The 23741-nt window shown below is 67.0% G+C and carries 24 protein-coding genes; 11 read left to right on the forward strand and 13 right to left on the reverse strand.

Features of this window, described 5'->3' with window-relative positions; genetic code table 11:
- Complete coding sequence (locus tag ACWELJ_RS09540; RefSeq protein ID WP_452365719.1) at positions 1–1188, forward strand: cation:proton antiporter; 1188 nt, start codon at positions 1–3, stop codon at positions 1186–1188.
- Here the strand turns inward: ACWELJ_RS09540 and ACWELJ_RS09545 are convergent.
- Positions 1087–1986, reverse strand: coding sequence for a rhomboid-like protein (locus ACWELJ_RS09545; protein WP_452365720.1), 900 nt, complete (start codon positions 1984–1986; stop codon positions 1087–1089). The two genes, ACWELJ_RS09540 and ACWELJ_RS09545, sit on opposite strands and share 102 nt — an antisense overlap.
- 315 nt (positions 1987–2301) lie before the next feature.
- Here ACWELJ_RS09545 and ACWELJ_RS09550 point away from each other — a divergent pair, with 315 nt between their 5' ends.
- Positions 2302–2886, forward strand: coding sequence for a YdcF family protein (locus ACWELJ_RS09550; RefSeq protein ID WP_452365748.1), 585 nt, complete (start codon positions 2302–2304; stop codon positions 2884–2886).
- Positions 2887–2924: 38 nt separating this feature from the next.
- Here ACWELJ_RS09550 and ACWELJ_RS09555 read toward each other — a convergent pair whose 3' ends face one another.
- Positions 2925–4514, reverse strand: a complete 1590-nt coding sequence (locus tag ACWELJ_RS09555) for a Na+/H+ antiporter (protein WP_452365721.1) — start codon at positions 4512–4514, stop codon at positions 2925–2927.
- A 120-nt stretch (positions 4515–4634) separates the two neighbouring features.
- Positions 4635–5591, reverse strand: coding sequence for an MHYT domain-containing protein (locus tag ACWELJ_RS09560; RefSeq protein WP_452365722.1), 957 nt, complete (start codon positions 5589–5591; stop codon positions 4635–4637).
- Positions 5592–6183: 592 nt separating this feature from the next.
- Between ACWELJ_RS09560 and ACWELJ_RS09565 the strand changes: the two genes are divergently transcribed.
- On the forward strand, positions 6184–6537 hold the full coding sequence (locus ACWELJ_RS09565) for a VOC family protein (protein WP_452365723.1): 354 nt from the start codon (positions 6184–6186) through the stop codon (positions 6535–6537).
- An 11-nt stretch (positions 6538–6548) separates the two neighbouring features.
- On the opposite strand, the gene ACWELJ_RS09570 is transcribed toward ACWELJ_RS09565, so the two are convergent.
- A complete protein-coding gene (locus ACWELJ_RS09570) occupies positions 6549–7406 on the reverse strand; it encodes a DeoR/GlpR family DNA-binding transcription regulator (RefSeq protein WP_452365724.1) in 858 nt (285 codons plus the stop codon).
- 158 nt (positions 7407–7564) lie between these two features.
- On the opposite strand from ACWELJ_RS09570, the gene tal reads away from it, so the two are divergent.
- Genes tal through fgd form a run of 3 tightly spaced genes read left to right on the forward strand, consistent with a single transcriptional unit; the run spans position 7565 to position 11297 of the window.
- On the forward strand, positions 7565–8683 hold the full coding sequence (gene tal / locus ACWELJ_RS09575; protein ID WP_452365725.1) for a transaldolase: 1119 nt from the start codon (positions 7565–7567) through the stop codon (positions 8681–8683).
- Complete coding sequence (pgi, locus tag ACWELJ_RS09580; RefSeq protein ID WP_452365726.1) at positions 8680–10296, forward strand: glucose-6-phosphate isomerase; 1617 nt, start codon at positions 8680–8682, stop codon at positions 10294–10296. The genes tal and pgi overlap by 4 nt, the downstream gene beginning before the upstream one ends.
- On the forward strand, positions 10293–11297 hold the full coding sequence (fgd, locus tag ACWELJ_RS09585; RefSeq protein WP_452365727.1) for a glucose-6-phosphate dehydrogenase (coenzyme-F420): 1005 nt from the start codon (positions 10293–10295) through the stop codon (positions 11295–11297). Before pgi ends, fgd begins: the two co-directional genes overlap by 4 nt.
- 46 nt (positions 11298–11343) lie before the next feature.
- Here fgd and ACWELJ_RS09590 read toward each other — a convergent pair whose 3' ends face one another.
- Positions 11344–11733: a hypothetical protein gene (locus ACWELJ_RS09590; RefSeq protein WP_452365728.1), complete on the reverse strand. Its 390-nt coding sequence runs from the start codon at positions 11731–11733 to the stop codon at positions 11344–11346.
- An 86-nt stretch (positions 11734–11819) separates the two neighbouring features.
- Positions 11820–12239 (reverse strand): VOC family protein, encoded by a 420-nt coding sequence (locus tag ACWELJ_RS09595; RefSeq protein ID WP_452365729.1) that lies wholly within the window; start codon positions 12237–12239, stop codon positions 11820–11822.
- Between the two features lie 186 nt (positions 12240–12425).
- On the opposite strand from ACWELJ_RS09595, the gene ACWELJ_RS09600 reads away from it, so the two are divergent.
- Positions 12426–12851, forward strand: coding sequence for a hypothetical protein (locus tag ACWELJ_RS09600; protein WP_452365730.1), 426 nt, complete (start codon positions 12426–12428; stop codon positions 12849–12851).
- A gap of 128 nt (positions 12852–12979) precedes the next feature.
- Positions 12980–13633 (forward strand): hypothetical protein, encoded by a 654-nt coding sequence (locus ACWELJ_RS09605; protein ID WP_452365731.1) that lies wholly within the window; start codon positions 12980–12982, stop codon positions 13631–13633.
- A gap of 14 nt (positions 13634–13647) precedes the next feature.
- On the opposite strand, the gene aroQ is transcribed toward ACWELJ_RS09605, so the two are convergent.
- The 4 genes from aroQ to ACWELJ_RS09625 form a co-directional block, all read right to left on the reverse strand.
- Positions 13648–14223 carry a gamma subclass chorismate mutase AroQ gene (aroQ, locus tag ACWELJ_RS09610; protein ID WP_452365732.1) on the reverse strand — a complete coding sequence of 192 codons (576 nt, stop codon included), beginning with the start codon at positions 14221–14223 and terminating at the stop codon, positions 13648–13650.
- A 108-nt stretch (positions 14224–14331) separates the two neighbouring features.
- Entirely contained in the window at positions 14332–14931 is a 600-nt protein-coding gene (locus tag ACWELJ_RS09615) for a LemA family protein (protein WP_452365733.1), read from the reverse strand.
- Entirely contained in the window at positions 14928–15671 is a 744-nt protein-coding gene (locus ACWELJ_RS09620) for a DUF3137 domain-containing protein (protein WP_452365734.1), read from the reverse strand. The genes ACWELJ_RS09615 and ACWELJ_RS09620 overlap by 4 nt, the downstream gene beginning before the upstream one ends.
- Positions 15672–16075: 404 nt before the next feature.
- Complete coding sequence (locus ACWELJ_RS09625) at positions 16076–17578, reverse strand: cytochrome P450 (RefSeq protein WP_452365735.1); 1503 nt, start codon at positions 17576–17578, stop codon at positions 16076–16078.
- A gap of 114 nt (positions 17579–17692) precedes the next feature.
- Between ACWELJ_RS09625 and ACWELJ_RS09630 the strand changes: the two genes are divergently transcribed.
- Positions 17693–18880 (forward strand): sensor histidine kinase, encoded by a 1188-nt coding sequence (locus ACWELJ_RS09630; protein ID WP_452365736.1) that lies wholly within the window; start codon positions 17693–17695, stop codon positions 18878–18880.
- On the forward strand, positions 18877–19500 hold the full coding sequence (locus ACWELJ_RS09635) for a response regulator transcription factor (protein ID WP_452365737.1): 624 nt from the start codon (positions 18877–18879) through the stop codon (positions 19498–19500). The genes ACWELJ_RS09630 and ACWELJ_RS09635 overlap by 4 nt, the downstream gene beginning before the upstream one ends.
- A 50-nt stretch (positions 19501–19550) precedes the next feature.
- Here ACWELJ_RS09635 and ACWELJ_RS09640 read toward each other — a convergent pair whose 3' ends face one another.
- The 3 genes from ACWELJ_RS09640 to ppgK all read right to left on the reverse strand — a co-directional run bounded on the left by ACWELJ_RS09640 (position 19551) and on the right by ppgK (position 23192).
- Positions 19551–19991, reverse strand: a complete 441-nt coding sequence (locus ACWELJ_RS09640; protein ID WP_452365738.1) for a hypothetical protein — start codon at positions 19989–19991, stop codon at positions 19551–19553.
- 858 nt (positions 19992–20849) lie between these two features.
- Complete coding sequence (locus tag ACWELJ_RS09645) at positions 20850–22280, reverse strand: RNA polymerase sigma factor (RefSeq protein WP_452365739.1); 1431 nt, start codon at positions 22278–22280, stop codon at positions 20850–20852.
- 153 nt (positions 22281–22433) lie between these two features.
- Complete coding sequence (gene ppgK / locus ACWELJ_RS09650; RefSeq protein WP_452365740.1) at positions 22434–23192, reverse strand: polyphosphate--glucose phosphotransferase; 759 nt, start codon at positions 23190–23192, stop codon at positions 22434–22436.
- Between the two features lie 85 nt (positions 23193–23277).
- Between ppgK and ACWELJ_RS09655 the strand changes: the two genes are divergently transcribed.
- The coding region (locus tag ACWELJ_RS09655; protein ID WP_452365741.1) for an inositol monophosphatase family protein at positions 23278–23741 on the forward strand (464 nt) is incomplete at its 3' end.

The following is a 23741-nucleotide window of genomic DNA, read 5'->3' on the forward strand; positions in this document are numbered from 1 at the left end:
GTGGACTCGACCGGCCTAGCCCTGTTCGAACTCGGCGCGATCTTGTTCGCGCTCGGCATGCTGGGCCGGCTGGCCGCCCGCTTCGGCATGTCGCCGATCCCGCTGTATCTGCTGGGCGGCCTGGCCTTCGGGCAGGGCGGCATCGTGAAGATGAAGGCCGCCACCGAATTCGGGCACATGGCCGGCGAGATCGGCGTGGTGCTGCTGCTCCTGCTGCTCGGATTGGAATACACCGCAGCCGAATTGGTGACCGGGCTGCGCCGCTCCTGGGTGGCGGGTCTGCTCGACATCGTCGCCAATGCCACGCCCGGTGTGGTGGTGGCGCTCATCCTCGGGTGGGGGCCGGTCGGCGCGGTCACCCTCGGTGGCGTCACCTATATCTCGTCCTCCGGCATCGTCGCCAAGGTGCTCAACGACCTCGGCCGGCTCGGTAACCGTGAGACGCCGGTGGTGTTGTCCATCCTGGTGTTCGAGGATCTGGCCATGGCGATGTATCTGCCGATCCTCACCATGATGCTGGCCGGGCTGAGCTTCGCCAGCGGGCTGCGGTCGCTGGCCATCGCGCTGGTGGCGATCACGGTGGTACTCATCGTGGCGTTGCGCTACGGCCGCTACGTCTCGGCCATCGTGGACAGCAACGACCGGGAAGTGTTCCTGCTCAAGCTGCTCGGCGCGGCGCTGCTGGTGGCGGGCGCGGCCTCGGCGCTGAATGTGTCGGCCGCGGTCGGGGCGTTCCTGCTCGGCATCGCCATTTCCGGATCCACCGCGCAGGAGGCGGCCAAACTCCTCGAACCCCTGCGCGACCTGTTCGCGGCCATCTTCTTCGTGGCGTTCGGGCTCAATACCGACCCCACCGCGATTCCGCCGGTGCTGGGGTGGGCGGTGCTGCTGGCGGTCGTGACCGCGCTGACCAAGATCGCTACCGGGTGGTGGGCGGCCTCGCGGCAAGGGATCCGGCGGATGGGCCGGGCGCGAGCGGGCGCGGCGCTGGTGGCGCGCGGTGAGTTCTCCATCGTCATTGCCGGGCTGGCGGTTTCGGTGGGCGGAGTGGACCCGCGGCTGGCGGCGCTGGCCTCGGCCTACGTGCTAATGATGGCCGTGCTCGGCCCGATCGCGGCCCGCGTCGTCGAGCCCGCCGTCCGGCTGGTCCAGCGCGACCGCGGGCGGATCGATCCCGTCCCCAGCTGACGTCGTGCCGTTTCCGGCCGCATCGGCGGGTTTCGCGGCATCGGTGCGGGTCGGAGCGCGTTTCGCCGCCTTACGTTCGCGCACCGCGATGAGCCGGTGCGACAGCGCCACCGCGATCGCGCCCACCGTGAATCCGATGAGCAGCGCGAAGAAGTGGCCGTAGTCGGTGAACGTGCGCCCGTGCCACACCCCGTACCCGTACCAGACCAGCATCGCCAGCGCCCACACCCAGCGGGCCGGGCCGCGCAATCGGAAGGCCAGCACCGCCAGCATGGCCGAGATGCCGTAACTCGGGCCGACATCGGCGGCGAACGCCACCCGCGTCGGGATCAACTGCTTGTCCAGCTTGTGCGCGATGCCGAGCACCGTGATCAGGGTCGCCCCGACATGGCCGACGGCCACCACCACGATCCAGCGCAGCGACCCCAGCCAGCGTTCGGCCAGCGCCATCAGGGTGATCAGGATGACGATCTCACCCCAGGGGAAGCCGCCATCGGTCCAGAACGCCGAGGCCACCAGCACCTGGATCGGATCCCGCTGCATATTGCGCAGATTCGTCGAGGCCGAGAAGATCAGCCGCCGGCCCACGATGTCACTCGCCCCGCGCAACGTCCACCAGGTGATGAACAAGGTGAACGCGTACGCGATGCACGCCGGGGTGACCGCGAGCAGATCACGATAGGCCTGGATCCCGCGCCGCACCCGATGCGGCTGCCCCCACCACCGGCCGACCGCGCGCAACTGCTCACCGAGGTCAACGGTCCGCAGCCAGGGCGGCTGATAGGTGCCCAATGCCATTGCGCCATGCTAACCCGAGGTCAGGGACCGGTCAGCGCATCGCCGCGACCCGCCTGTGCACCGGGACCGGCGCGATCGAGCCATATTCGGCCACGTCACGGGCGAGCCCGTGCTCCGTACCCGATCCATGACCACGGTCGCGGTCGCCGCGAGCCGCGATCCCGGGCATCAGCGCCTGCGCGGATCGTGCCCGGCCCGGGGCGACGGCGGCGTGGCGGCGGGGGACTACCGTCGATGCGGTGCGCGGTCATTCGATCGAGCTGCGCGCGGGCATTCGATGGTGGAGCCGTTGTCAGGAGGTGTGACCGGGTGCGGATGTGGCGGGGCGTCATGCTGTGGGCCGGGGCGGCGGTGGTGACGCCGTTCCTCGGATTCACCGGATACACCCTCGGAAGGGCTCGGCGGGCGCCGCGGCCGGGCGCGGAGGTGGTGGTCGTGCTCGGCTGCCGGCTGCGTGGCGACCGGGTCTCGCCGATGCTGGCCCGGCGGCTCGATCGGGCGCTCGAGGTGATCGGCGAGGAGCGGGGACGCAGGCCGCTGGTGGTCGTGTCCGGCGGGCAGAGCGGCCGCGATACCGTGCCCGAGGCGATGGCCATGGCCGATTATCTTGTCGCGCACACGATTCCGGCGACCGGCATCGTGGCGGAGAATCGGTCCCGGAACACCGAGGAGAATCTGCGGTTCACCGCCGAGGAATTGGGCTCGCTCGGCATCGACCCGCGCACGGCGCGAATCACGGTGGTCACCAGTGATTTTCACGTCCTGCGGACGCAGCGGCTGGCGCGGCGGCTGGGGCTGCGCGCCGAAGTCACCGGGGCGCGGACCACCCGTCTGCTGACCCGCAGATCGTTCGCCCGCGAATTCGTGGCCGTTCTCGTGTCGCTGGGCCGGAACGGATAGTCGGCACGATCGGCGGGTGTACCGGTCCACGGCGGGATTCAGTTGGCCGCGCCGCGCAGGTCCAGCCGGCGCATCACCCGGTCCACCACATCGGGCGGGACGCCGGGTTCGCGGCGCGCGGCCAGGGCTTCGGCGCGGCCCGCTTCGAGCACGTCGTTGGTGATGGCCCGCATCTTCGCGGTGAACGCGATGGCGCGATCGGTGGCCAGGCGGGCATTGCTGTCGGCGGCCTCGGGGTCGGCGTGCGCCAGGCGGCGTTCGAAGCCGCCCCGGAGACGCTCGTAGACCTCTTCGGGCAGGTGCTCGGTCTGTGAGATCTCTTCCAGGCGTGCGAGTTCGGCCTGCAGCACCCGGGTCCAGAGCTCGCGCTCGATGACCCGTTCGGCGCCGGTGTCGGCCCGCACGCCGGTGGCGCGCACCACCGCGGGCAGGGTCGGGCCTTGCAGCAGCAGCGTGAACAGTACGACCGCGAAGGCCGTGAACAGGATCTCGGTGCGTCCCGGAAAGGGTTTCCCGGTGTCGGTGGTGAACGGAATGGCCAGCGCGAGCGCGACGGTCGCCACCCCGCGCATACCCGCCCACCAGGTCACCAGGGTCTCGCGCCAGTTGTAGGGCTCGTCGCGATCGCGGGCGCGCCACCAGGATTGGAAGATCGTGGTGGTGATCAGCAGCCAGATCAGCCGCAACCCCACCACCACGGCGATGACCACCGCGGCCCCGCCGAGGAAGCGTGGCCAGTCCGGTCCGGCGTCGCGCAGCACCGTGCTCAACTCCAGCCCGATCAGCCCGAACGCGAACCCGGTGACCAGCATTTCGGTGATCTCCCAGAAGGAGTCGCCGACCAAGCGATAGTCGCTGTCGCCGAAGTCGGTGGCGGCGTCGGTCAGGTACATCGAGCACACCAGCACCGCCAGCACCGCCGAGCCGCCGCGCGATTCGGAGAACCCGTACGCCGCGAACGGCAGCAGCAGTCCGAGCGCGACCCGCCACGGGGCCTCGTCGAGCCGCTGCATGAGTGTGCTTCCGGCCCAGCCGAACAGCAGCCCCACCGCCGCCCCGACCAGTGCCGACACCCCGAAGTCGAGCAGCGCGCCCCAGGCGGAGAAGCTGCCCGACACCACCGCCTGCACCGCGACCGTGTACAGCACGATCGCGGTCACGTCATTGAACAGCCCTTCCCCCTCGAGCACCGCGACCAGTCGCCGCGGCAGCCCCAGCTTGCCCGCCAGCGCCGAGACCGCCACCGGATCCGGCGGCGCCACCAGCGCGCCCAGCGCGACCGCCGCCCCGATCGGGATCGCCGGATACCAGAGGTGGAACGCCCAGGCCACGGCCACAGTGGTCACGATGACCAGCACCACCGCGCGCAGGCTGATGGCGGCCCAGTTCTCGGCGAACTGTCGCCACGAGGTACGTCGCGCGGCCGCGTACAGCAGCGGCGGGAGGACCAGCGGCAGAATCAGTTTCGGGTCGATCTGAATATTGGGGACCTGCGGGATGAGCGCGAGCACCACGCCGAAGGCGGTCATCAGGACCGCCGGGGCCTGGCCCAGCCGTCGTCCGAGCGGCTGCGCGAGGATCGTCGCGAACAGCACCGCGAAGATCAACTCCAGCTGATGGTGGTCCACGGCCCTCAGTTTGCTGTGGATGCGCCGGAAAGTCGAACACCGCAGACCGATTCTCAGCGAACGGGAACCGTGATTCTCAGGCTGCCGGGTAGGTGGTTCTCAGCTACCCGGCGAGGCGGGTCAGCCTGCGCGGTAGCGGTCCGAATGCCAGTCGCCGGGGACGGCCATCTCGTGGCGGCCGGGCGCCTGATAGTCGGCGGCCGGTGGATACAGTCCCGCGGTTCGATAGTCCTGCCGGCCGGGTTCGTCCTGGCCCGAGCCGCGCGCGGCGGCGGCCGAGGTGGCCGCCGAGGCGGCCTGCAGCGACCAGCCGGGCCGGTGCTCGGGGGCGGGCCGGGTGGGACCGGGCATCATCGACCGCTCGTCCACTTCGGTGAGCCCGACGTGAATGAGCAGCACCAGGGTGACGATGCTGACGCTGATCATGAGCGGGGCGAGTAGTTCCATCGCGCCCGTGCCGTGCGGTGTCTGGGCGTTGTCCATGTGGTGGGCACTCATCGACGCCATGCCGGTGTAGTGCATGCCGCACACCGCCACACCCATGATCAGGGCCGCGCCGATGGTCGCCCAGATCCCGGTGATGACCACCGTGAACCACAGCGCGACGGTCGCCGCGACCACCGCGATCACCATCGACAGGCTGACGATCCAGGCGTCGTAGCCGATCATGGCGTCCGACTTCATGGCGTACATGCCCGAATAGTGCATCGCGCCGACCCCCAGGCCGGTGACCGCGCCGCCCGCGAACAGCGAATACCGGCCGAACGGCTCACGCGCCACCACGAACAGCCCGGCCCACACCACCAGGATCGAGATCAGGGCGCTGAGCAGGGTGAGCGGCACGTCGTAGCGGACGACCGCGCCGCGGATGCTGAAGCCGAGCATCGCGATGAAATGCATGACCCAGATGCCGGTACCGCCGATGGCGATCGCCGCCGAGATGAGCCAGCCACCGCGCCCTTCCCCTGTCCGCGCGCGTACCGTGCACCGCAGCCCGAGCAGGGATCCGGTGACGGACATGATGTAGGCCAGGATGGGAGTGATCCATCCATAGCTGAAGTGGTGAATTTCCAGCACTCGAACTCCATTGCCAGAACAGGGGTTTCGCAATCGCAGACGCGACGGGGGCACACTACCGGGCATGATTCGAATTGGGAAATTGAAAGGGAATGTTTCATCTAAATTAATTCCGGCTGGGAAGTTTCCGAGTGGACGGCAACCTGCTGGTTCCCGGAATGTCATGTCCCGGTAGGACTTTGGCTAATATGACTGGTTCTAATCATGTGTCATACGCATGACGACTGAACTGATCTTGTGGCGTAGTTATCATTCGGCAGCATTGTCGGCGAACGGCTTTCACTGCGATACCGGATCACGTCGCGTAGCGTGCCGATCGGGTAACCCGTAGTTCACGGCCCCGGGATCGGCGCATGACCACGCGACTGACGACATTCACCAATGACGGACTCACCGTCGACGTCGTCGACGACGGGCCGGTCCACCTGGTCGGGCACGACTGGGGCGCCACCGTGGCGTGGCCACGGCTGCCACGGCCTGAACCAAACCCACCGGTACGCGTGTCGCTGTTCGATCGCGGTGGCGCACAACGGCCATCATGTGGGGAACCGTGCCGGGTGCGCACCCGGCCGGAACCGATCAGGAGGCTGTAGTGAGCGACCATGAAGTGAAGATGATCATCCTGTCCACCGATGACCTGGACGAGTCGATCAGCTTCTACACCGAGACCCTGGGCATGCCGTTGAAGTTCCGCGACGGCGCGCACTTCGCGGCGCTCGACGGCGGGCCCATCACCCTGGCGCTGGCCACCGCCGTCGACCACCCGATTCACGGGCAGGTGGTCGTCGGCATCAAGACCGCGGACGTGGACGCCGCGGCGAAGGCGATCGAGGCCAGCGGCGGCGGCATCGTGACCGCGCCCTACAACGACGCGCACGAACGCCGCGCGGTCGTCTACGACAACAAGGGCAACGGCCTGGTCTTCTACAGCCCGCTGCCGAAGTGACTCGCGCCGAACTACTCCGCCGTCTCGGCTGATTCGCGCGCGGACTTGCCACGCGAGGCCAGTGAGGCCGCCGCCGCGACGGTCGGCCAGGGCTTGGGTCGCGGCGGCTTGGTGACCTCGGCCCGAATCAGGTGGTCGCCGTAGGGTTTCGCGGCCTCCTCGTCGAGGCCGTGGTCGGTGATGAGGGTGTGGATCTCGTCGAGTCCGGCGACCCGGGCCAGGGCGCGGTGGCCGAACTTCGAACTGTCGACGACCACGGCGGTGGAGCGCGCGGTCGCGATCATCGCCCGTTTGACCGGCACCTCGAGGGTGTTGGTATTGGTGATCCCGGCGGCCGGGTCCACCGCGTCCGCGCCGAGGAAGGCCCAATCCGCCGCGTAATCGCGCAGGAATTCGACCGTGCGGTCACCGGCGAGGGTGTAGACCGAGCCGAGCAGTTCGCCGCCCGCGACCAGCAGCCGGAAGCGCTGCAGGCCCGCGATGTACTCGGCGATGCGCAGGTCATTGGTGATGACGGTGAGATTCTCGCGCCGGCTCAGCGCGACCGCGACCTCGTAGGTGGTCGAGCCGCTGTCGAGGACCACCGTGTCGCCCTCGGCGACCAACCCCGCGGCCACCCGCGCGATGGCCGACTTCTCGTGCAGCCGAGTGTTTCGCTTGGCCGAATACGGCAGATCCGAGGTGACGCCCGGGATGGGCCGCGCGCCGCCGTGGGTGCGCTGGATCTGGCCATCGCGTTCGAGCGCTTCCAGGTCACGGCGGATGGTCGAGGTGTCCACTCCGAGCTCGCGGGCGAATTCCTTCGCCTCGACGTAGCCGTCGGTGGTCAGCCTGTCGAGGATCTGACGCCGGCGGGTGCTGGAGAGCAACGGACCTCCTGGTGGGTTGTCGAGCCATCGTCGCCGTCTCGGATGGTACGCGATCCTGCGCGAAACATTGACAGTAATCGGCGGCGGTTGCATGATTTCGTGCAACATTCGCTCGAAAACGAGCAATCGCAGAGACCGTGTAGGGCAGAGGTATTCGTATGAGTGACCCGTTGCAGCTCCTCGCAGAGGAAGGCGTCTCCCTCTGGCTGGACGACCTGAGCCGCGGCCGGATCGAATCCGGTGGGCTGGCCGCATGGATCGACCGCGGGATCACCGGTGTGACCACCAACCCGGCGATCTTCGAGGCCGCCCTGCGCGGGTCCGAGCAGTACGGAACGCAGCTGCGTGAATTCGCGCAACTCGGCATGGGCACCGCGGACGCCGCGCGCATCCTCACCAGCTGGGACGTGCGCGCCGCCTGCGACGTGCTGCGACCGGTGCACACCGCGACCGGCGGGCTCGACGGATACGTGTCCCTCGAAGTCGATCCGGCGTGGGCGCACGACACCGAGCGCACGGTCAGCGAAGCGGTGCTGCTGTCGTGGCTGGTCGACCGGCCCAATCTGATGATCAAGGTTCCGGCCACGCCCGCCGGACTGCCCGCGATCACCGCCATCCTGGGGCGCGGGATCAGCGTCAACGTGACCCTCATCTTCTCGCTCGGACGGTATCGGGACGTGCTCGACGCCTTCCAGGCCGGGCTGGAACTGGCGCGCGAGAACGGGCACGACATCGCCCGGATCGCCTCTGTCGCTTCGTTCTTCATCTCGCGGGTGGATTCCGAGGTCGATGGCCGGCTCGACGCGCTGGGCAGTGATGCGGCGCGGGCGGTGCGCGGCCGCGCCGCGATCGCGAACGCGGTGCTGGCCTACGAGGCGTACGAGCAGACGCTGCGCGGTGAGCGCTGGGCCGCGCTCGCGGCGGCGGGCGCGCGGCCGCAGCGACCGTTGTGGGCGTCGACCGGGGTGAAGGATCCCGCCTACGACGACACTCGGTATGTGGTGGATCTGGTCGCGCCCGGGACCGTGAACACCGTGCCCGAGCCGACGCTCGCGGCGGTCATCGATCACGGCAAGGTGGCCGGCGACCAGGTCACCGGCCGCTATGACGACGCGCACCGGGTATTCGCGGAGCTCGACGCGCTCGGTATCGACATGAACGACATCTCCGCCAAGCTCGAACGGGAGGGCATCGCCAAATTCCAGCAGGCGTGGCGTGACCTGATCGCCGGTGTCGAATCCGCGCTGACCGGCCGTGGCGCCGCGGTGCGGGGATGACCGGCTCCCCGGCGTGGGCGCGGCTGGCCGCGCATCGCGAAGACCTTGCGGGGGAGCGGATCTCGGAGCTGTTCGCGCGGACGCCCGATCGCGGTCCGGCGATGACCGTCGAGCACGACGGGATCGTGCTGGACTATTCGAAGAATCTGGTCACCGGCGAAACCGTCGACCTGCTGGTCGAACTCGCCGCCGAACGCGGACTGGCCGCGGGTATCGAGGCGATGTTCGCCGGTGAGCCGATCAATATCACCGAGAATCGCGCGGCGCTGCACACGGCGTTGCGGGCGCCCGCCGACGCGGTGGTGGAGGTGGACGGCGTCGATGTCGTGCCCGCCGTGCAGCGTGTCCTCGCGCGGATGGCCGGATTCGCGCAGGCGGTTCGGTCGGGGGAGTGGCGTGGGGCGACGGGCGAGCCGATGCAGGCCGTGGTCAATATCGGGATCGGTGGTTCGGATCTCGGACCGGCGATGGCGTGCCTGGCGCTGCGCGAATACGGCACGGGCACATTGGAATCGCGATTCGTGTCCAATGTCGACGGGCATGATCTGACTCGCGCCCTACATGACATGGATCCGTCCACAACGCTTTTCGTGGTCTCGTCGAAGACGTTCACCACCGTCGAGACCCTCGCCAACGCGCGGGCCGCCCGGGATTGGCTGATCGACGCACTCGACGATCCCGCCGCTGTCGCAAAGCATTTCGTGGCGGTGTCGGTCAACGCGTCCGAGGTCTCGTCCTTCGGCATCGATCCGGCCAATATGTTCGAGTTCTGGGATTGGGTCGGCGGCCGCTACTCGCTGAGCTCGGCGATCGGCCTGTCGGTGATGATCGCGATCGGCGCCGACCAGTTCCGGTCGTTCCTCGCGGGCGCGCATTCGATGGACGTCCACTTCCGCACCGCGCCACCGCATCGCAATCTGCCGATCCTGCTCGGGCTGCTCGGGATCTGGTATCGCAACTTCTGGGATGCTCAGACCCACGCGGTGCTGCCCTACGATCAGCGGCTCGCCCGGCTGCCCGCGTACCTGCAACAGCTTGAGATGGAGAGCAACGGCAAGTCGGCGGACCGGGACGGGAACCCGGCCGGTGTCGGTACCGCGCCCATCGTGTGGGGTGAGCCCGGCACCAATGGCCAGCACGCCTTCTTCCAGCTGCTGCATCAGGGAACCGTCACGGTCCCTTGCGATTTCATCGGTGTGCTCACACCGGCTCATGATTTGACCGGGCATCACGACCTGTTGATAGCGAACCTGTTCGCTCAGTCGCAGGCGCTGGCCTTCGGTCGCGCCGGTGACGATGTCGCGGGGGAGCATCGCGCGTTTCCGGGCAATCGGCCGAGCAGCACCCTGCTGCTGGATGAGCTGACCCCGTACTCGCTGGGTGCGCTCGTGGCCCTGTACGAACACAAGGTGTTCACGCAGGGATGGATCTGGAACATCAACTCGTTCGACCAGTGGGGCGTCGAGCTCGGAAAGAACCTCGCGACACGGATTTTCGACGATATCGAGTCCGGATCCGAACTGTCACATGACAGTTCGACCAATGCCCTCATCGAACGTTACCGCCGCCTGCGCAAGGCGGCCGATCACTCCGAGAAAGCAGCACAGCGATGACCCTGAAGATCGGCTACAAGGCCTCCGCCGAGCAGTTCGGCCCCCGTGACCTCGTCGAATACGCTGTGCGCGCCGAGGAATTGGGCCTCGACAGCGTGGTCGTGTCCGACCACTTCCTGCCCTGGCGGCACAATGGCGGGCACGCGCCGTTCGCGCTGTCGTGGATGTCGGCCGTCACCGAGCGCACCAGCCGCGTCCAGATCGGCACCAGCGTCCTCACCCCGACGTTCCGCTACAACCCCGCCGTGATCGCCCAGGCCTTCGCCACCATGTCGCTGCTGTCCAACGGGCGCGTCATGCTGGGTGTCGGCACCGGCGAGGCGCTCAACGAGATCGCGGTCTCCGGGCGGGAATGGCCGGAATTCAAGGAACGCTTCGCCCGCCTGCGCGAAGCCGTCACCTTGATGCGCGAGCTCTGGACCGAATCCGACGTGTCGTTCGAGGGCGAGCACTTCACCACCGTGAAGGCCAATATCTACGACCGTCCCGAACAGCCCGTCCCCGTGTACATCGCCGCGGGCGGTCCGGTCGTCGCCAAGTACGCGGGCCGCGCCGGCGACGGTTTCATCTGCACCTCAGGCAAGGGCATGGACCTCTACAACGACAAACTCATGCCCGCCGTCGCCGAAGGCGCGGCCGCCGCCCACCGCGACCCCTCGACCATCGACAAGATGATCGAGATCAAGCTCTCCTACGACCGCGATCCCGAACTGGCCCTGGCCAATACGCGCTTCTGGGCCCCGCTGTCGCTGACCCCCGAACAGAAGCACAGCGTCGACTCCGCCGTCGAAATGGAAGCCCTCGCCGACCAGCTTCCCATCGAACAAGTGGCCAAGCGCTGGATCGTCGCCTCCGATCCGGACGAGGCGATCGCCGGCATCAAGCCGTACCTCGACGCGGGCCTCAACCACCTCGTCTTCCACGGCCCCGGCCACGACCAGGAACGCTTCCTCACCCAGTTCGCCACCGACCTCCTCCCGCGCCTGCGCGAACTCGGCTGAGCCACAGCCGATTCCGGGAAGGGTCTTGATGTGCTTCCTGGACTCCTCAGAGGTGGAGGGCCACCTGACCGGAATCGGTCTTCCAGTATTTCCGGTTCAGCTGGGCTTTGCCGGTGCCTTCGGTGTAGGGCACAAGCACGGGGAGGCCATTGGTCGGCTTCAGTGTCACGGTCCACGTCTCGACCCGGCTCGAGCATTGCAGGGTCACTCCCGGTGGCGAGCTGGTCAGCTGGATCGTGCCGCTGCCGCTGGTTCCCATCTGGGCGGAGACGTCGAGATATCCGATTCCGCCTTCGCACATGTAGGTTCCGGTGGCCTGCAGGCCATCGGGCGATGACGTCACCACGGAATTCAACGTGATGAACTCATCCTCCTGGGCGGCGCTCACCGGACCCGACCCCAGCATCGTCATCGCGGCCCCCGCCGCCGCGATCACCGCGCACCTGGTTCCGAACATCGCTCGACCTCCTGAAACATCAACTGCCACGGGAAGAATCGCTCTAGATGGTAACCAGCCGCAGCTCAGGCCACGCAGAATTCGTTGCCTTCGGGATCGGCCATCGTCACCCACGTGAACGGGCCCTGCCGTCCGTCGTGCAGCACCTTCGCGCCCATCCCGATCAGCCGGTCGACCTCCGCGGCCCGCTTCTCATCACCGACCCGAATATCCAGGTGCAGCCGGTTCTTCACCGTCTTCGCCTCGGGCACGAGCTGAAACAACACCCGCGGCCGCTCCGGATGCCGAATCGCCCCACCGGCTTTCCACACGAGCTTCCCCCGATGGGTCGTCGTCTCGTCCTCGCTCGCATGCCCCTGCTCGACCATGCTCCGAATGAACCCCTCATCCTGCGGCTCGACCTCCCACCCGAGCGCCTCCGCCCACCAGTCGGCCTGCGTATGCGGGTCGGAACAGTCCACGACCACCTGAAACTCGTATCCCATACCGGCACCCTAACCGGGAACCCCGACAGCGAGCGGAACCCTCTCGACGCGGGTAACCGATGTCGGCGATACACGTCCTGACAAAACACCGTCGAAGCCATGAGCCGAGACCTGCGACGGACTCGGTTGCGCACGTGAGGCACTGACCCGAGTCGATATGTCGGTGCGCGATGCGACCATGCCCGCATGTCACTGGAGTTCTTCAACGGGTTGTCCGGAACGCTGTCGATCGAGCTGTCCGAGCCGACGGAAGACATCGCCGCGAACCTCTCGAATCAGCGGGCGAAAGCGACCGCGGAGATCGCAGCGCTCTCGTTCACACCGGAGGTCTTTCAGGACGATGACTTTCGCGACCTGACCGCCGACGAGCTCGACCTCGTGGTTCTGGAGGCGACCGCGCTGACTCTGCAGGGGGAGGGTGAACCCGTCGGCCATCGGGCACCGAATGGTAAATGGTTCACCGTCCGTGACCTGGTGGCCGCCATCGCCGAAACAGAACGGCGTACTCGCCACCAGTCGCAATGGTTCGGCGGCATCGACGTGCATCACGTCTTCTTCGAAGGCATCGACCAGGAGGCAGACGGGATCTGGCGAATTCTCTGGGGATCGTGAGCTGATGCCGGATGACGGTGGGCTGAAGTTTCGAAGCTCGGCGATCGACCGTCGGCTATGCAAGACTCTGCGGGTGAGTTTTGCTGTGCTGCACAGCAATCGGGATCGGATAGAACGCGTGGAGTCAAGTGTCCTTCGAACAGTGGTGTACACGTTGGGAATCGGTATCGCTGGCGGAGGCGGCCGAACTCTACGACATCGCCGAAGCCAGCGACACCCGTGTGGAGGACCTGGAGGAACTCTTCGGAGAAGAACCGGAGTGTTTCTTCGTCCACCAGGGTGACCTCACCATCGACGGGCCCTTGTCGATCGGGAACGACCCCGACCTGGCGCCGGACACCGTCTACGTCATCGACGGCGACCTGACGGTCAACGGGCCCATGCGCATACTGAACGGAGACGTCTACACGCCGCTCTATGTCACCGGTTCGGTCACCGCTCAGCACCTGCTGTGCCTCATGGACAGCAATCTGTTCATCGGCGGCTCGCTCACCGTCGAGGGCCTGCTGATGACGGAACTCTCCGACATGGGACTACTCGTCGTCCACGGCGCGACATCCGCGGGAGCGTGGCTCGAAACCTGGGACAAGGGCGAAGTCGCGTTCATCGGTGATCTGAAGGCCCGACGTCTGCGCGTTTCCGACGCCGACTACCTCGAGGACGCCGATGCCGATGACGCGGCGGACATCCTGCTGCCCGAGTTCCTGGAATGTCACGCGGACGATACCGCGCAGACCCTCTGGGCGGCCGCGCTCGAAGGGCGTCCTCTGCTGCGCGACTGACGTCCGGTCGGCGATCAGCCTCCGCACAATGGCGTCGCCGCCCGCACGAGTGCCGCAGCATGCAACCCGTCGAGCCGCTTGCTCCCGGCGACGCCGGCCACTCCCGCCGCGACCCGCGCCGGACAATCGGCCGCCGCCAATTCGGTTCGGTCAAAGGCCAATTCGGCGAGAATCTCGGTATTCAGCCCATCGATCACCGGCCGCACACCCGCGAGATCCGTACCCGGCGCCTGAGCCGCCGCCAGCCCATACCGCCACTCCGTCACCAACCCCCGCTGCACGATCTTGTTGGCCTCGATCTGCCCCTGAAAGACCTGCCGCACCAAACCCCCGGGCAGCCCTCGCTCCGCCCCCGCCTGAGCCATCGCGTCATAAATCGCCGCTTCCCGCGCCGGATCATCGATCACCGGCTCACCCCCATCCCGAACCGCGGCCTCCCATTTGATCGCCGCGACGGTATCCGCGGTAGCGAGCCGCTCCGCCAGTAACCCCACCAACCGCTCCGTACTCCCGGAATCGGCCTCGGCCACACCGCCTTGACCGGCCAGCAGAACCACCGCCGCCGCGGCCGCAATCGCCAGACTCTTCATCGCCCCGTCCTTCCCTCGCGGCCACGTTACCCGGACAACAAGAACGACCCGGCCGATCGACGAACTACTCGGCATGCTCGGCCCATCGCCCGCTGCCGATCGGATCGGCTAGGTTCCGAACAGCCGGCCCACATCGACCGCCGCTCTCGCTTCGGGCGTGCTGATCTCGAAGTACTGTTCGGGCGAGACATGGTGCAGCGAAGCCACTATGGCAGCGGGGATGGACTCGATCTTCGTGTTCAAGGCGCGGACGTTCGCGTTGTAGAGCCGCCGGGCGGCGGCGATTCGATCCTCGATGTCGTTCAGGTCGCGCTGCAATGCCACATAGTTCTGGATGGCTCCCAGCTCGGGATACTGCTCGGCGAGAGCCGACAGCCGCGACAAGGCTGCGGTCAGGGTGTTCTCCGCTGTCGCGACCCCGTCGAGTTCGGCACCGGCCCGGCGTGGCTCGGCGGCGATCGAGCGCGCATGATTACGCGCTATTGTCACGGCCTCCAAAGTCCCGCGCTCGAATGCGGCGGCACGCTCGACCGTGGCGACCAGATTCGGCACCAGCTCATGGCGCCGCTGCAATTCGACGTCGACCTGCTTCCACGATTCGGCGATCAGGTTCCGCAGCCGAACGAAATCGTTGTACGCGGCGAAATACCAGAGCACCGCGACCAGTGCGATGGCGACAACCACTATGACGATGACGGTGAGACTCATGCGGCTGTCCTTTCCCCAGGTGTTCCGTAGTCGCTCCACACGAATCGCGGGATGCCGTCCGCGATTACGCGCAGCGCATCGAAAACACCACTGATCTCATGCGGCCGATTGCCGAGGGTGCTGATACCCACCAGCAGATCTCCGACGATCTCGAACTTGGTCAGTGTCACCGCACCGCCGTGCCTCCGGGCGAGGTCCACCAGCCGGCCGATCGTGCGCGGCGTCAGAACCGCGTGTGCGAACGCCGGGTTCGACGCATGCACCGAGAACTGATCATTGAACTCCGCCGACTCGAACTCCACCCGATCGCCGATGGTGCCGTCCAACGTGAGCCCTACCGTCAGTCTCGGCAATGCCGCGGGAAGCGTTATGGCGAAGACATTTCGATAATGCGTGCTGACATTGATCCGGTTGTTGTGCAGCCAGGTCAGATGGAAGAACCTAGCCGGATAGCCACCGACCTCGCCCTGCATCGTGTCACGGATCCGAAACCGTCGTGCCCGGCCAATGCTGAACGGCGGGAAATCCCAAGCAGGCACCGGCCAGTCACCCACCCGCCGATAGTCGAACCCGTTCTCCTCGGCCCACCCCGCAGCCCACCGCCTACGCAACGATTTCACGACGATCCCCGACGGCACGAACGCCAGCAGCGGTGTGGCGGGCAGCAACACCCACGAGAACGGCCGACCATGGTCGTGCCACCACCGATACTGCGCGACCATCAGGACCGCAAAAGTCATCAGCGACAACGCATTCAACACACGCGGCCGAGAGCAGACACTCACAATTCCCCCTACCCAACCATTGGTCGATAGGGGACAGCCTCGGCGATCGAGTCGGGCCAAGGCAAATGGTTTGCGTGTGGCCTATCGTGCGTCGGATATGAGAAAGGGCCGCCGAGCAGTAGCTCAGCAGCCCTTTCCCAGGTCTGGACTAGTCCAGGTAGTCGCGCACCAGGATGGTCTCTCCGCTGTGCGGGTCCAGGGACAATGAGTCAGCTGTTGACCGCAGCAAGCCTCGATACGCTGGACTGAGCCCGCAGCACCAAGAGGATCTCCTTGCTAGGCGGTGGGCAAGATCCTCGGCAGGCTCTTGTCGACCGGTGCCGCGGCCTCCAGGTTCGGCGCGACGTGAGATTGCCTGATCACTCCACGCGGTCGCGAACCGGGATGGCTCGGGCGGTGGCGTGCATCGGAATCGGGCCGTCGGGGCCTCCGGTGAAGGAGAACTGAGGGCGGATCGACTCGGCGGTCGCGGAATCCAGCTGGATGAGCTGGGCGATGGTGGCCAGGGCGAGAACGGCTTCGGTGTTGGCGAAGGCGTGGGCCACGCACATGCGTTTTCCGGCCCCGAAGGGCAGGGTGGCGTGGCGTTGCACAGGAGTCAGGTTCTCGGTCAGGAACCGGGTCGGATCGTAGGTCTCGGGGTTGGGCCAGACCCGGTGATGACGGTGCATCGCATGTAGGCCGATGACCACGGTGGTGCCGCGGCGGATTGGGAAATCACCCAGCAGGTCATCGTTTTTCGCGACCCGGGCCAGTCCGACGACCGGCGGATGCAGGCGCATGGCCTCCGCGATGACGGCCCGGGTCCACGGTAGGCGATCCACGTCCTCGGCGGTGGGGGTCCGGCCGCCGAGGACCTCGTTGAGTTCGGTGTGCAGGCGGACGCGGGTATCGGGATTATCGGCGAGCAGTTTCCATGTCCAGGCGAGTGCAGTCGCGGTGGTCTCCATCCCGGCGCCGATGAATGTCATGAGCTCGTCGTGTATTTCGGCATCGGTGTAGCGGTGCCCGGTCTCCGGGTCGACCGCCTCCATTAGCAGGGCGAGCAGATTGTCGCACCGGGTGATCGCGCCGCTGCGGTGATCGGCGATGAGCCGGTCGATCACCCACTCGACCCGGCGCAGGTCGATGACCATGCGCGGCGCGATGATCCAGGCCGCGGCCCGCATCACACGTGGGGGCAGATCGTGGCGATGCGTGAGTTCGGCGAGCGCGCGCAACGGCCGGGAGGCGCCGATGACGAACCCGAACCCGAACAGCCGCAGCATCCGGGCGAAGGTGATGTCCGCCATCGGCCCGGACAGGTCGACGCCGAACATGGTGCGGGCGACGATATCGAGAGTGAGCCTGTTCATTTCGGCATTCACATCGACCTGCGCCGCCTCCGCGCCGAGCGAGAGCATGCGCTCGGCGCAGTCACGGGCCGCGTCGGTGATCGGGCCCGCGAGGGTGGCGATGCCGCGCTTGCCGAACACGGGCTGTACCAAGCGGCGATTACGTTGCCAGCGTGGCACGTCGAGCTCCGTCACCAGGCCGCGCCCGAAGGCGACGGCGAGCATGTCGTACTCCGCGCTCTTGGCGTAGTTGTCCTGATTGGTCACCAGGACGTGCCGCGCCAACTCCGGGCTGCGAATCACCACCGAGCGTTGAAACGGCATGCGGGCCACCAGGATGTCGTCCTCGCCCGGCAGCTGACTGCCGAAGAGGTCGGCGAGGGTTCGGTCGCGCCGGCGAGGTATCGCCTGCGCGGCGAGTTTCCACGACTCCCACCACGACACGCGAGTGTGATGCCAGCGCAGCGGCGCGGGCTGCCAGCGGGGCGGGTAGAGCGTCCGGTCCGGTCGGCCCGAGGTTGCCGTCATGGTGAATCCCCTTGTCCACATGTGCTTTTGTCGCAGCGTATGCCCGGTCCCCAGAGGTGAGCGTCCCCCGTTCGAAGGACATGCGCCCACGTGGACCCGGGTTATGGTCGAGGCATGACAGCGCGCAACCCAGCGCCCGTGGGGTGGGATTTCTGGTACCGGGTCTGGTCTGCCTACGTAGTGGGCGGCATCATTGCCACCGGCATTCTCGTGGTCGTCCTGGCGCACCAATTCGCCGCCGACGACATCGGGGCCGCACTGGCGGCTTTGGCGTGCCTACTGGTCTGGTGCGCCCAACTGGCCCCGCGCCGTGACAACCCCGAAGCGTTCTATCACCGTACGGTCAGCCGGACCTCTGTGACGTTCGTGGCCGGGGCGCTGGCACTGTATCTCGTGGCCGCCTGGGCGTCGGCGGGAGCCATCGCCGCGGTGATGGTCGTGTACGCGCTGATCTACATGTCGCTGCCGGTGCGACCCGCGATGCTGGTCGCGGCGGCGGTCAGCTGCTCGCCGCTGATCTTCTCGCTCATCACGCACACGTATGTGCCGATGGGCGTGACGATCTCGCTGATCGCGGTGGTGTGCAATCCGGCGATCGGGGCCACGATTACGCTGGCCATCGACCGTGGACAGCAATTGGCCGTGCTGCTGCACCAGTTGGAAGGCAGCCGCGCCGATGTCGCCCGACTGTCCCGGGAAGCGGGTTCGGCGGCCGAACGCGCGCGCCTGGCACGGGAAATCCACGACACCCTGACCCAGGGCTTCACCGGCATCGCCGCCCTGGCTCAGGCGGTGGACTCCGAGTTCGACGCCGACCCCGCACTCGCACGTCGGCATATCGCGCTGATCGAAGCCACCGCGCAGGAAAACCTGATCGAGGCCCGGACCATGGTCGAGGCGCTGACGCCGGCGGAACTGGACAGCGGCACCCTTGCGGAATCGGTGCGGCGCCGCTGCCGCAGGCTCGCCGACGAAACGGGCATCGACGTGATCATCGAACTGGATCCTTCAGTGCCGCAACTTGATACCGGCACCGAGGTGGTGCTGCTGCGTGCCGTACAGGAGGTGTTGGCCAACGTGCGCAAACACTCCCACGCCGACACCGTGACCGTCACTCTGACTCGAGCCGGTCAAGGTGTGCGATTGTCGGTGACGGACAACGGAATCGGCTTCGACGCCGACCACGCGGACGGATTCGGCCTGCCCGGCCTGCGTGGCCGAGCGCGGGAGGTCGGCGCGGCGGTCACCGTCGAGACCGGGCCGGGCGCGGGCACCCGGGTGGATATCGTGGTGCCGTCATGATCACCGTCGTGCTGGTCGACGATCACCCGGTAGTGCGGGAGGGCATGTGCGGAATGCTGTCCCGGGAAACCGATCTCGCGGTGATCGGCGAAGCCGCCGGCGTGGTCGAGGCGGTGACGGTGGCGACCGCCCTGCGTCCCGATGTCGTCCTGATGGATCTGCGGATGCCCGACGGCGACGGCACCACCGCCACCGAACAGATCCTGGCCGCCTGCCCTGCCACCCGGGTGGTCATCCTCACCACCTACGAGACCCACGCCGACATCGTGCGCGCGGTGGAGGCCGGTGCCTCCGGATACCTCCTGAAGGGCAGCTCACGCGCCGAACTGGCTGCAGCTGTGCGCGCGGCCGCGCGCGGCGAGACCGTGCTGGCCCCCTCGGTCAGCGCCCGCCTGCATCACCGGCAGCACCCACCGCCCGTAACCCTGTCGAGCCGTGAGGCGGAGGTGCTCGGGCACGTCGCGCGCGGACTGACCAACGCCGACATCGGCCGTCTCCTCCACATCAGCGAGACAACCGTCAAAACCCATCTCCAGCGCGCCTTCACAAAACTCGGCGTCTCCGACCGCACCGCCGCCGTCACGGTGGCCCTGGCGCAAGGCCTGCTATCCGCGCCATGATCGACGGCGTCGAGCTCGACGACGGTCCCGGCAGGATGTTGTGAATTCCTCTAGGTGGTTGTGGTGCCCGACCATCCGAAGCTGAAACTGTGCCCCTTGGAAGTGCATTGGATCGCGCCGCGCCCACCACCACTGCACGTGGCGCCCGCGTAGCTGATGGTCGAGCCGTACCCGTCGCCCTGCGGAAGGATATTGGCGTCGACGCGACCGTAGCGCCCGAACACCCCGAAGGTCGGGTGCGCGGGCAGGAACGCCACATCGATGGCGAGATCGGTCACCGGAATAATGTTCAGCCACTTCGCGATCCCGGCCGCGATATCACACCCCGCACTCCCATCCGCTTTGATCGAACACTGCGCAGGCCCCGCATTGAAAAAGACAGTGTCCCCGATCATGTAGTCGCCAGGATTCACCGCATCCGCGCTCGCGGTACCCATCCCGACCAGAGAAATCGTCGCCGCAGTCACAGCCACACCAGCGAAGGTACGCATTCTCATTCGTTCTCCCTCGAAGCTCGGTCCCGACCCGCCCCGGACACTACGCGCAGAACGCACCCTCGTGCCGAACCCCGCGTCACATAGGTTGGAATCGTGTGACCTACCCGGCGTTACCGCCAAATCTGTCGACCGACTGACCGACTCCGGCTGCGGTGCCGGCTTCCATCGGACGCGGAGCAACGTATGTCACCCGAGTTGCGTGCGCGCTTCGACGAGGAGATCCGCGATGGGCGCAAGGTAGAGCGATTCAAGCTGTGCGCCACCACATGTCGGATCCGACCCCCGGGATCCATGGGCGCCTGGACGTGCTGGAAGAGTCTGGACGTGCTGGAAGAACGGTGGATCGAGCCCCGCAGGCCGTAGCCACGATGGCATCGCGAGTGTTACTTCACATTGCCGCGACGATGGCGGGATCTTGCCCGCTATCGCCGATATCCAGGAGCGACGGCGCTCTACACCGATACCCGAAAACTGGATTCCTAGGCGAATTGGTCGCGCACTAGAAGAGATTGAAGATCCGAGGTGAGTGAGCGCGAACGCGCCCGATGCATCTGACTGAGAGTAGGAGAGGGCCCCATCGACCAGCAGCCGACTGAACACACCCTCATCCCGGATGCCGAGTGGCACATGGTGGAGGTGAAACTGGACAAAACCCCTCCAGGATGTGCCACTCGGCGGCGAGATTCGAATGTCCTGTCATGCCGCTTGGATTCATCGGTGAAGGTGGGAATCAGGAGCTGGACATCTGGGACTTGATTGCCGGATACCCTGGAATGGGCAGCGGTGTGCCCGGTATCGGATACGAGAATGGGCCGCGAAGCTGCAGCTCAGCGGCCCATTCTCGAGGTGGAACTAATCCAGGTAGTCGCGCAACACCTGCGAGCGGCTGGGGTGGCGCAGCTTCGACATGGTCTTGGACTCGATCTGGCGGATGCGCTCGCGGGTGACGCCGTAGACCTGGCCGATTTCGTCCAGGGTGCGGGGCTGGCCGTCGGTCAGGCCGAAGCGGAGGCGGACGACGCCCGCTTCGCGCTCGGACAACGTCTCGAGGACCGACTGGAGCTGGTCCTGCAGGAGCGTGAAGGAGACCGCGTCGACGGCGACGACTGCTTCGGAGTCTTCGATGAAGTCACCGAGCTGGGAGTCGCCCTCGTCACCGATGGTCTGGTCCAGGGAGATGGGCTCACGCGCGTACTGCTGGATTTCCAGCACCTTCTCCGGCGTGATGTCCATTTCCTTGGCGAGCTCTTCGGGGGTGGGCTCGCGGCCCAGGTCCTGGAGGAGTTCGCGCTGGATGCGGCCGAGCTTGTTGATGACCTCGACCATGTGCACGGGGATGCGGATGGTGCGGGCCTGGTCGGCCATGGCGCGGGTGATGGCCTGACGGATCCACCAGGTGGCGTAGGTCGAGAACTTGTAGCCCTTGGTGTAGTCGAACTTCTCGACCGCGCGGATCAGACCCAGGTTGCCTTCCTGGATCAGGTCCAGGAACGCCATGCCGCGGCCGGTGTAGCGCTTGGCCAGCGAGACCACCAGACGGAGGTTGGCCTCCAGTAGGTGGTTCTTGGCGCGGTTGCCGTCCCGCATGATCCACTGCAGGTCGCGGCGCGACTGCACGGGCAGCTTCTCGCCCTTGTCGGCGAACTCGCGCAGCTTCTCCGTGGCGTAGAGGCCGGCCTCGATGCGCTTGGCGAGCTCGACCTCCTCCTCGGCGTTGAGCAGCGCGACCTTACCGATCTGCTTCAGGTAGGCGCGGACCGAGTCGGCGGAAGCGGTGAGCTCGGCGTCCTTGCGGGCCTGGCGCAGCGCCTCGGATTCCTCTTCGTCCCAGACGAAGTCACCGGAGGCCTTGTCCTTGGCGGACGGCTCGTCGGCCTCCTCCTCGGCGTCGGCCTCGGCGGCGGCGGGGGCGGCCTCGCCCTCCTCCTCGTCGTCGGCCTCGTCGACGATCTCCTCGTCCTCGAGCTCGTCCTCGTCGAGCTCGATGTCACCCAGGTCGTCGAGCTCCAGCGACTCGTCGTCGATGCCCTCGTCGCCCTCGCCACCCTCGGCACCGGGCTCGGCCGCCTTCTTCGGCGACGCCTTCTTGGCGGCCGTCTTCTTGGCGGTCGCCTTGGTGGCCTTCTTGGCCGCGGTCTTCTTGGCCGCGACCTTCTTCGCAGCGGCCTTCTTGGCCGGAGCCTTCTTGGCGGCGGCCTTCTTGACCGCGGGTGCGGCGGTGGTGTCTGCTGAGTCGGCGGCTGCTGCCGATTCGGCGGTGTCCTGGGTATTCGTGGCTACCACGTACGCCCTTTCGTGACGGTCTCGTGCGGCGTCACGCCAGAGTTGTCATCCGGCGGAGCGGTTCTGTCGGGGGATAAGCCGGCTCTCGTGCCGGTGTCGGTTTCCGGCTCACCGCCGGGCATGCGTTCCATTGTAACGATCGAACCAGCTTACTTACGGTGCGATACCGGCTGACACCGCCATGGCGGCTCCGACGATGCCCGCGGTATTGCGCAACGCGGCCGGCACCACGGGGGTTCTGTTGGTGAGCAACGGAATCCACTCCTGATGGTCGCGGCTGATGCCGCCACCGGCGACGAACACGTTCGGCCAGAACAGGTTTTCCAGGGTGACCAGCACCTTGGACACCTCCACCGCCCACTCCGGGTAGGTCATGCCGACCCGATCCTTGACCGACGCGGCCGCCCGATGCTCGGCCTCGCGGCCGTCCACCTCGATATGCCCGAGCTCGCTGTTGGGCATGAGCACACCGTTGTACATCACCGCCGAACCGATACCGGTGCCGAAGGTGAGCAGCATTACCAAACCGCTGAGATCCTTTGCCGCGCCGTAGCGGTCCTCGGCCATGCCCGCGGCGTCCGCGTCGTTGAGCACCGTCACGTCGCGGCCGCCGAGCGCCACCGAGAACAGGTGCCGGGCGTCGATGCCGACCCAGGTCTTGTCGATATTGGCGGCCGTGCGCACCTGGCCGTGCAGCACCACGCTCGGCATGGTGACGCCGACCGGGCCCTCCCAGCCGGCCTGCGCGACCAGCTTGGCCACCGCCTCGGCGACCGCGTTCGGCGTGGCGGGATGCGGGGTCGCGATCTTGATGCGCTCGTAGACCAGCTCACCGGTCGCGAGATCGACCTCGGCCCCCTTCACACCGCTGCCACCGATATCGATGCCGAACGCGTGCCCGGGATCGGACATGGACCACACCTCGTTCTCTCCCTCGACCTGCACCTTGTGTCGTGCACGACAAGCCTAATGCGCGCGATGCCGGATCTGTGCTGCGATGGAGCTCGTGCCGGAATCGAATTTCACTTCCATCGCCCCCGCCGACGCCACGAACACCGACACTTCAGACATAGCCGAACTGCGCCGGGTCGCGGTGCATCTCGCCGAGACCGCCGCCGCCCACGTTCGCGAGCGCCGACCGCAGGTCTTCGGGCCGGGCGCGCACGCCACCGACGCCGTGCAAGCCAAATCCACCCCCACCGACCCCGTCACCATCGTCGACACCGAGACCGAGCAGCTGGTCCGCAAGCTGGTCGCCGACCTGCGCCCCGGCGACCGGGTGGTCGGCGAGGAGGACGGCGGCACCATCGCCGACGACCCGGACCTGGTGCACTGGGTGGTCGACCCCATCGACGGCACCGTCAACTTCGTCTACGGCATCCCGTCCTACTCGGTGTCGGTGGCCGCGGTGCGCGGCGGCCGCCCGGTCGCGGGCGCGGTCGCCGACGTCGCGCACGCGGT

The sequence above is a fragment of the Nocardia sp. NPDC004582 genome (assembly GCF_053602115.1).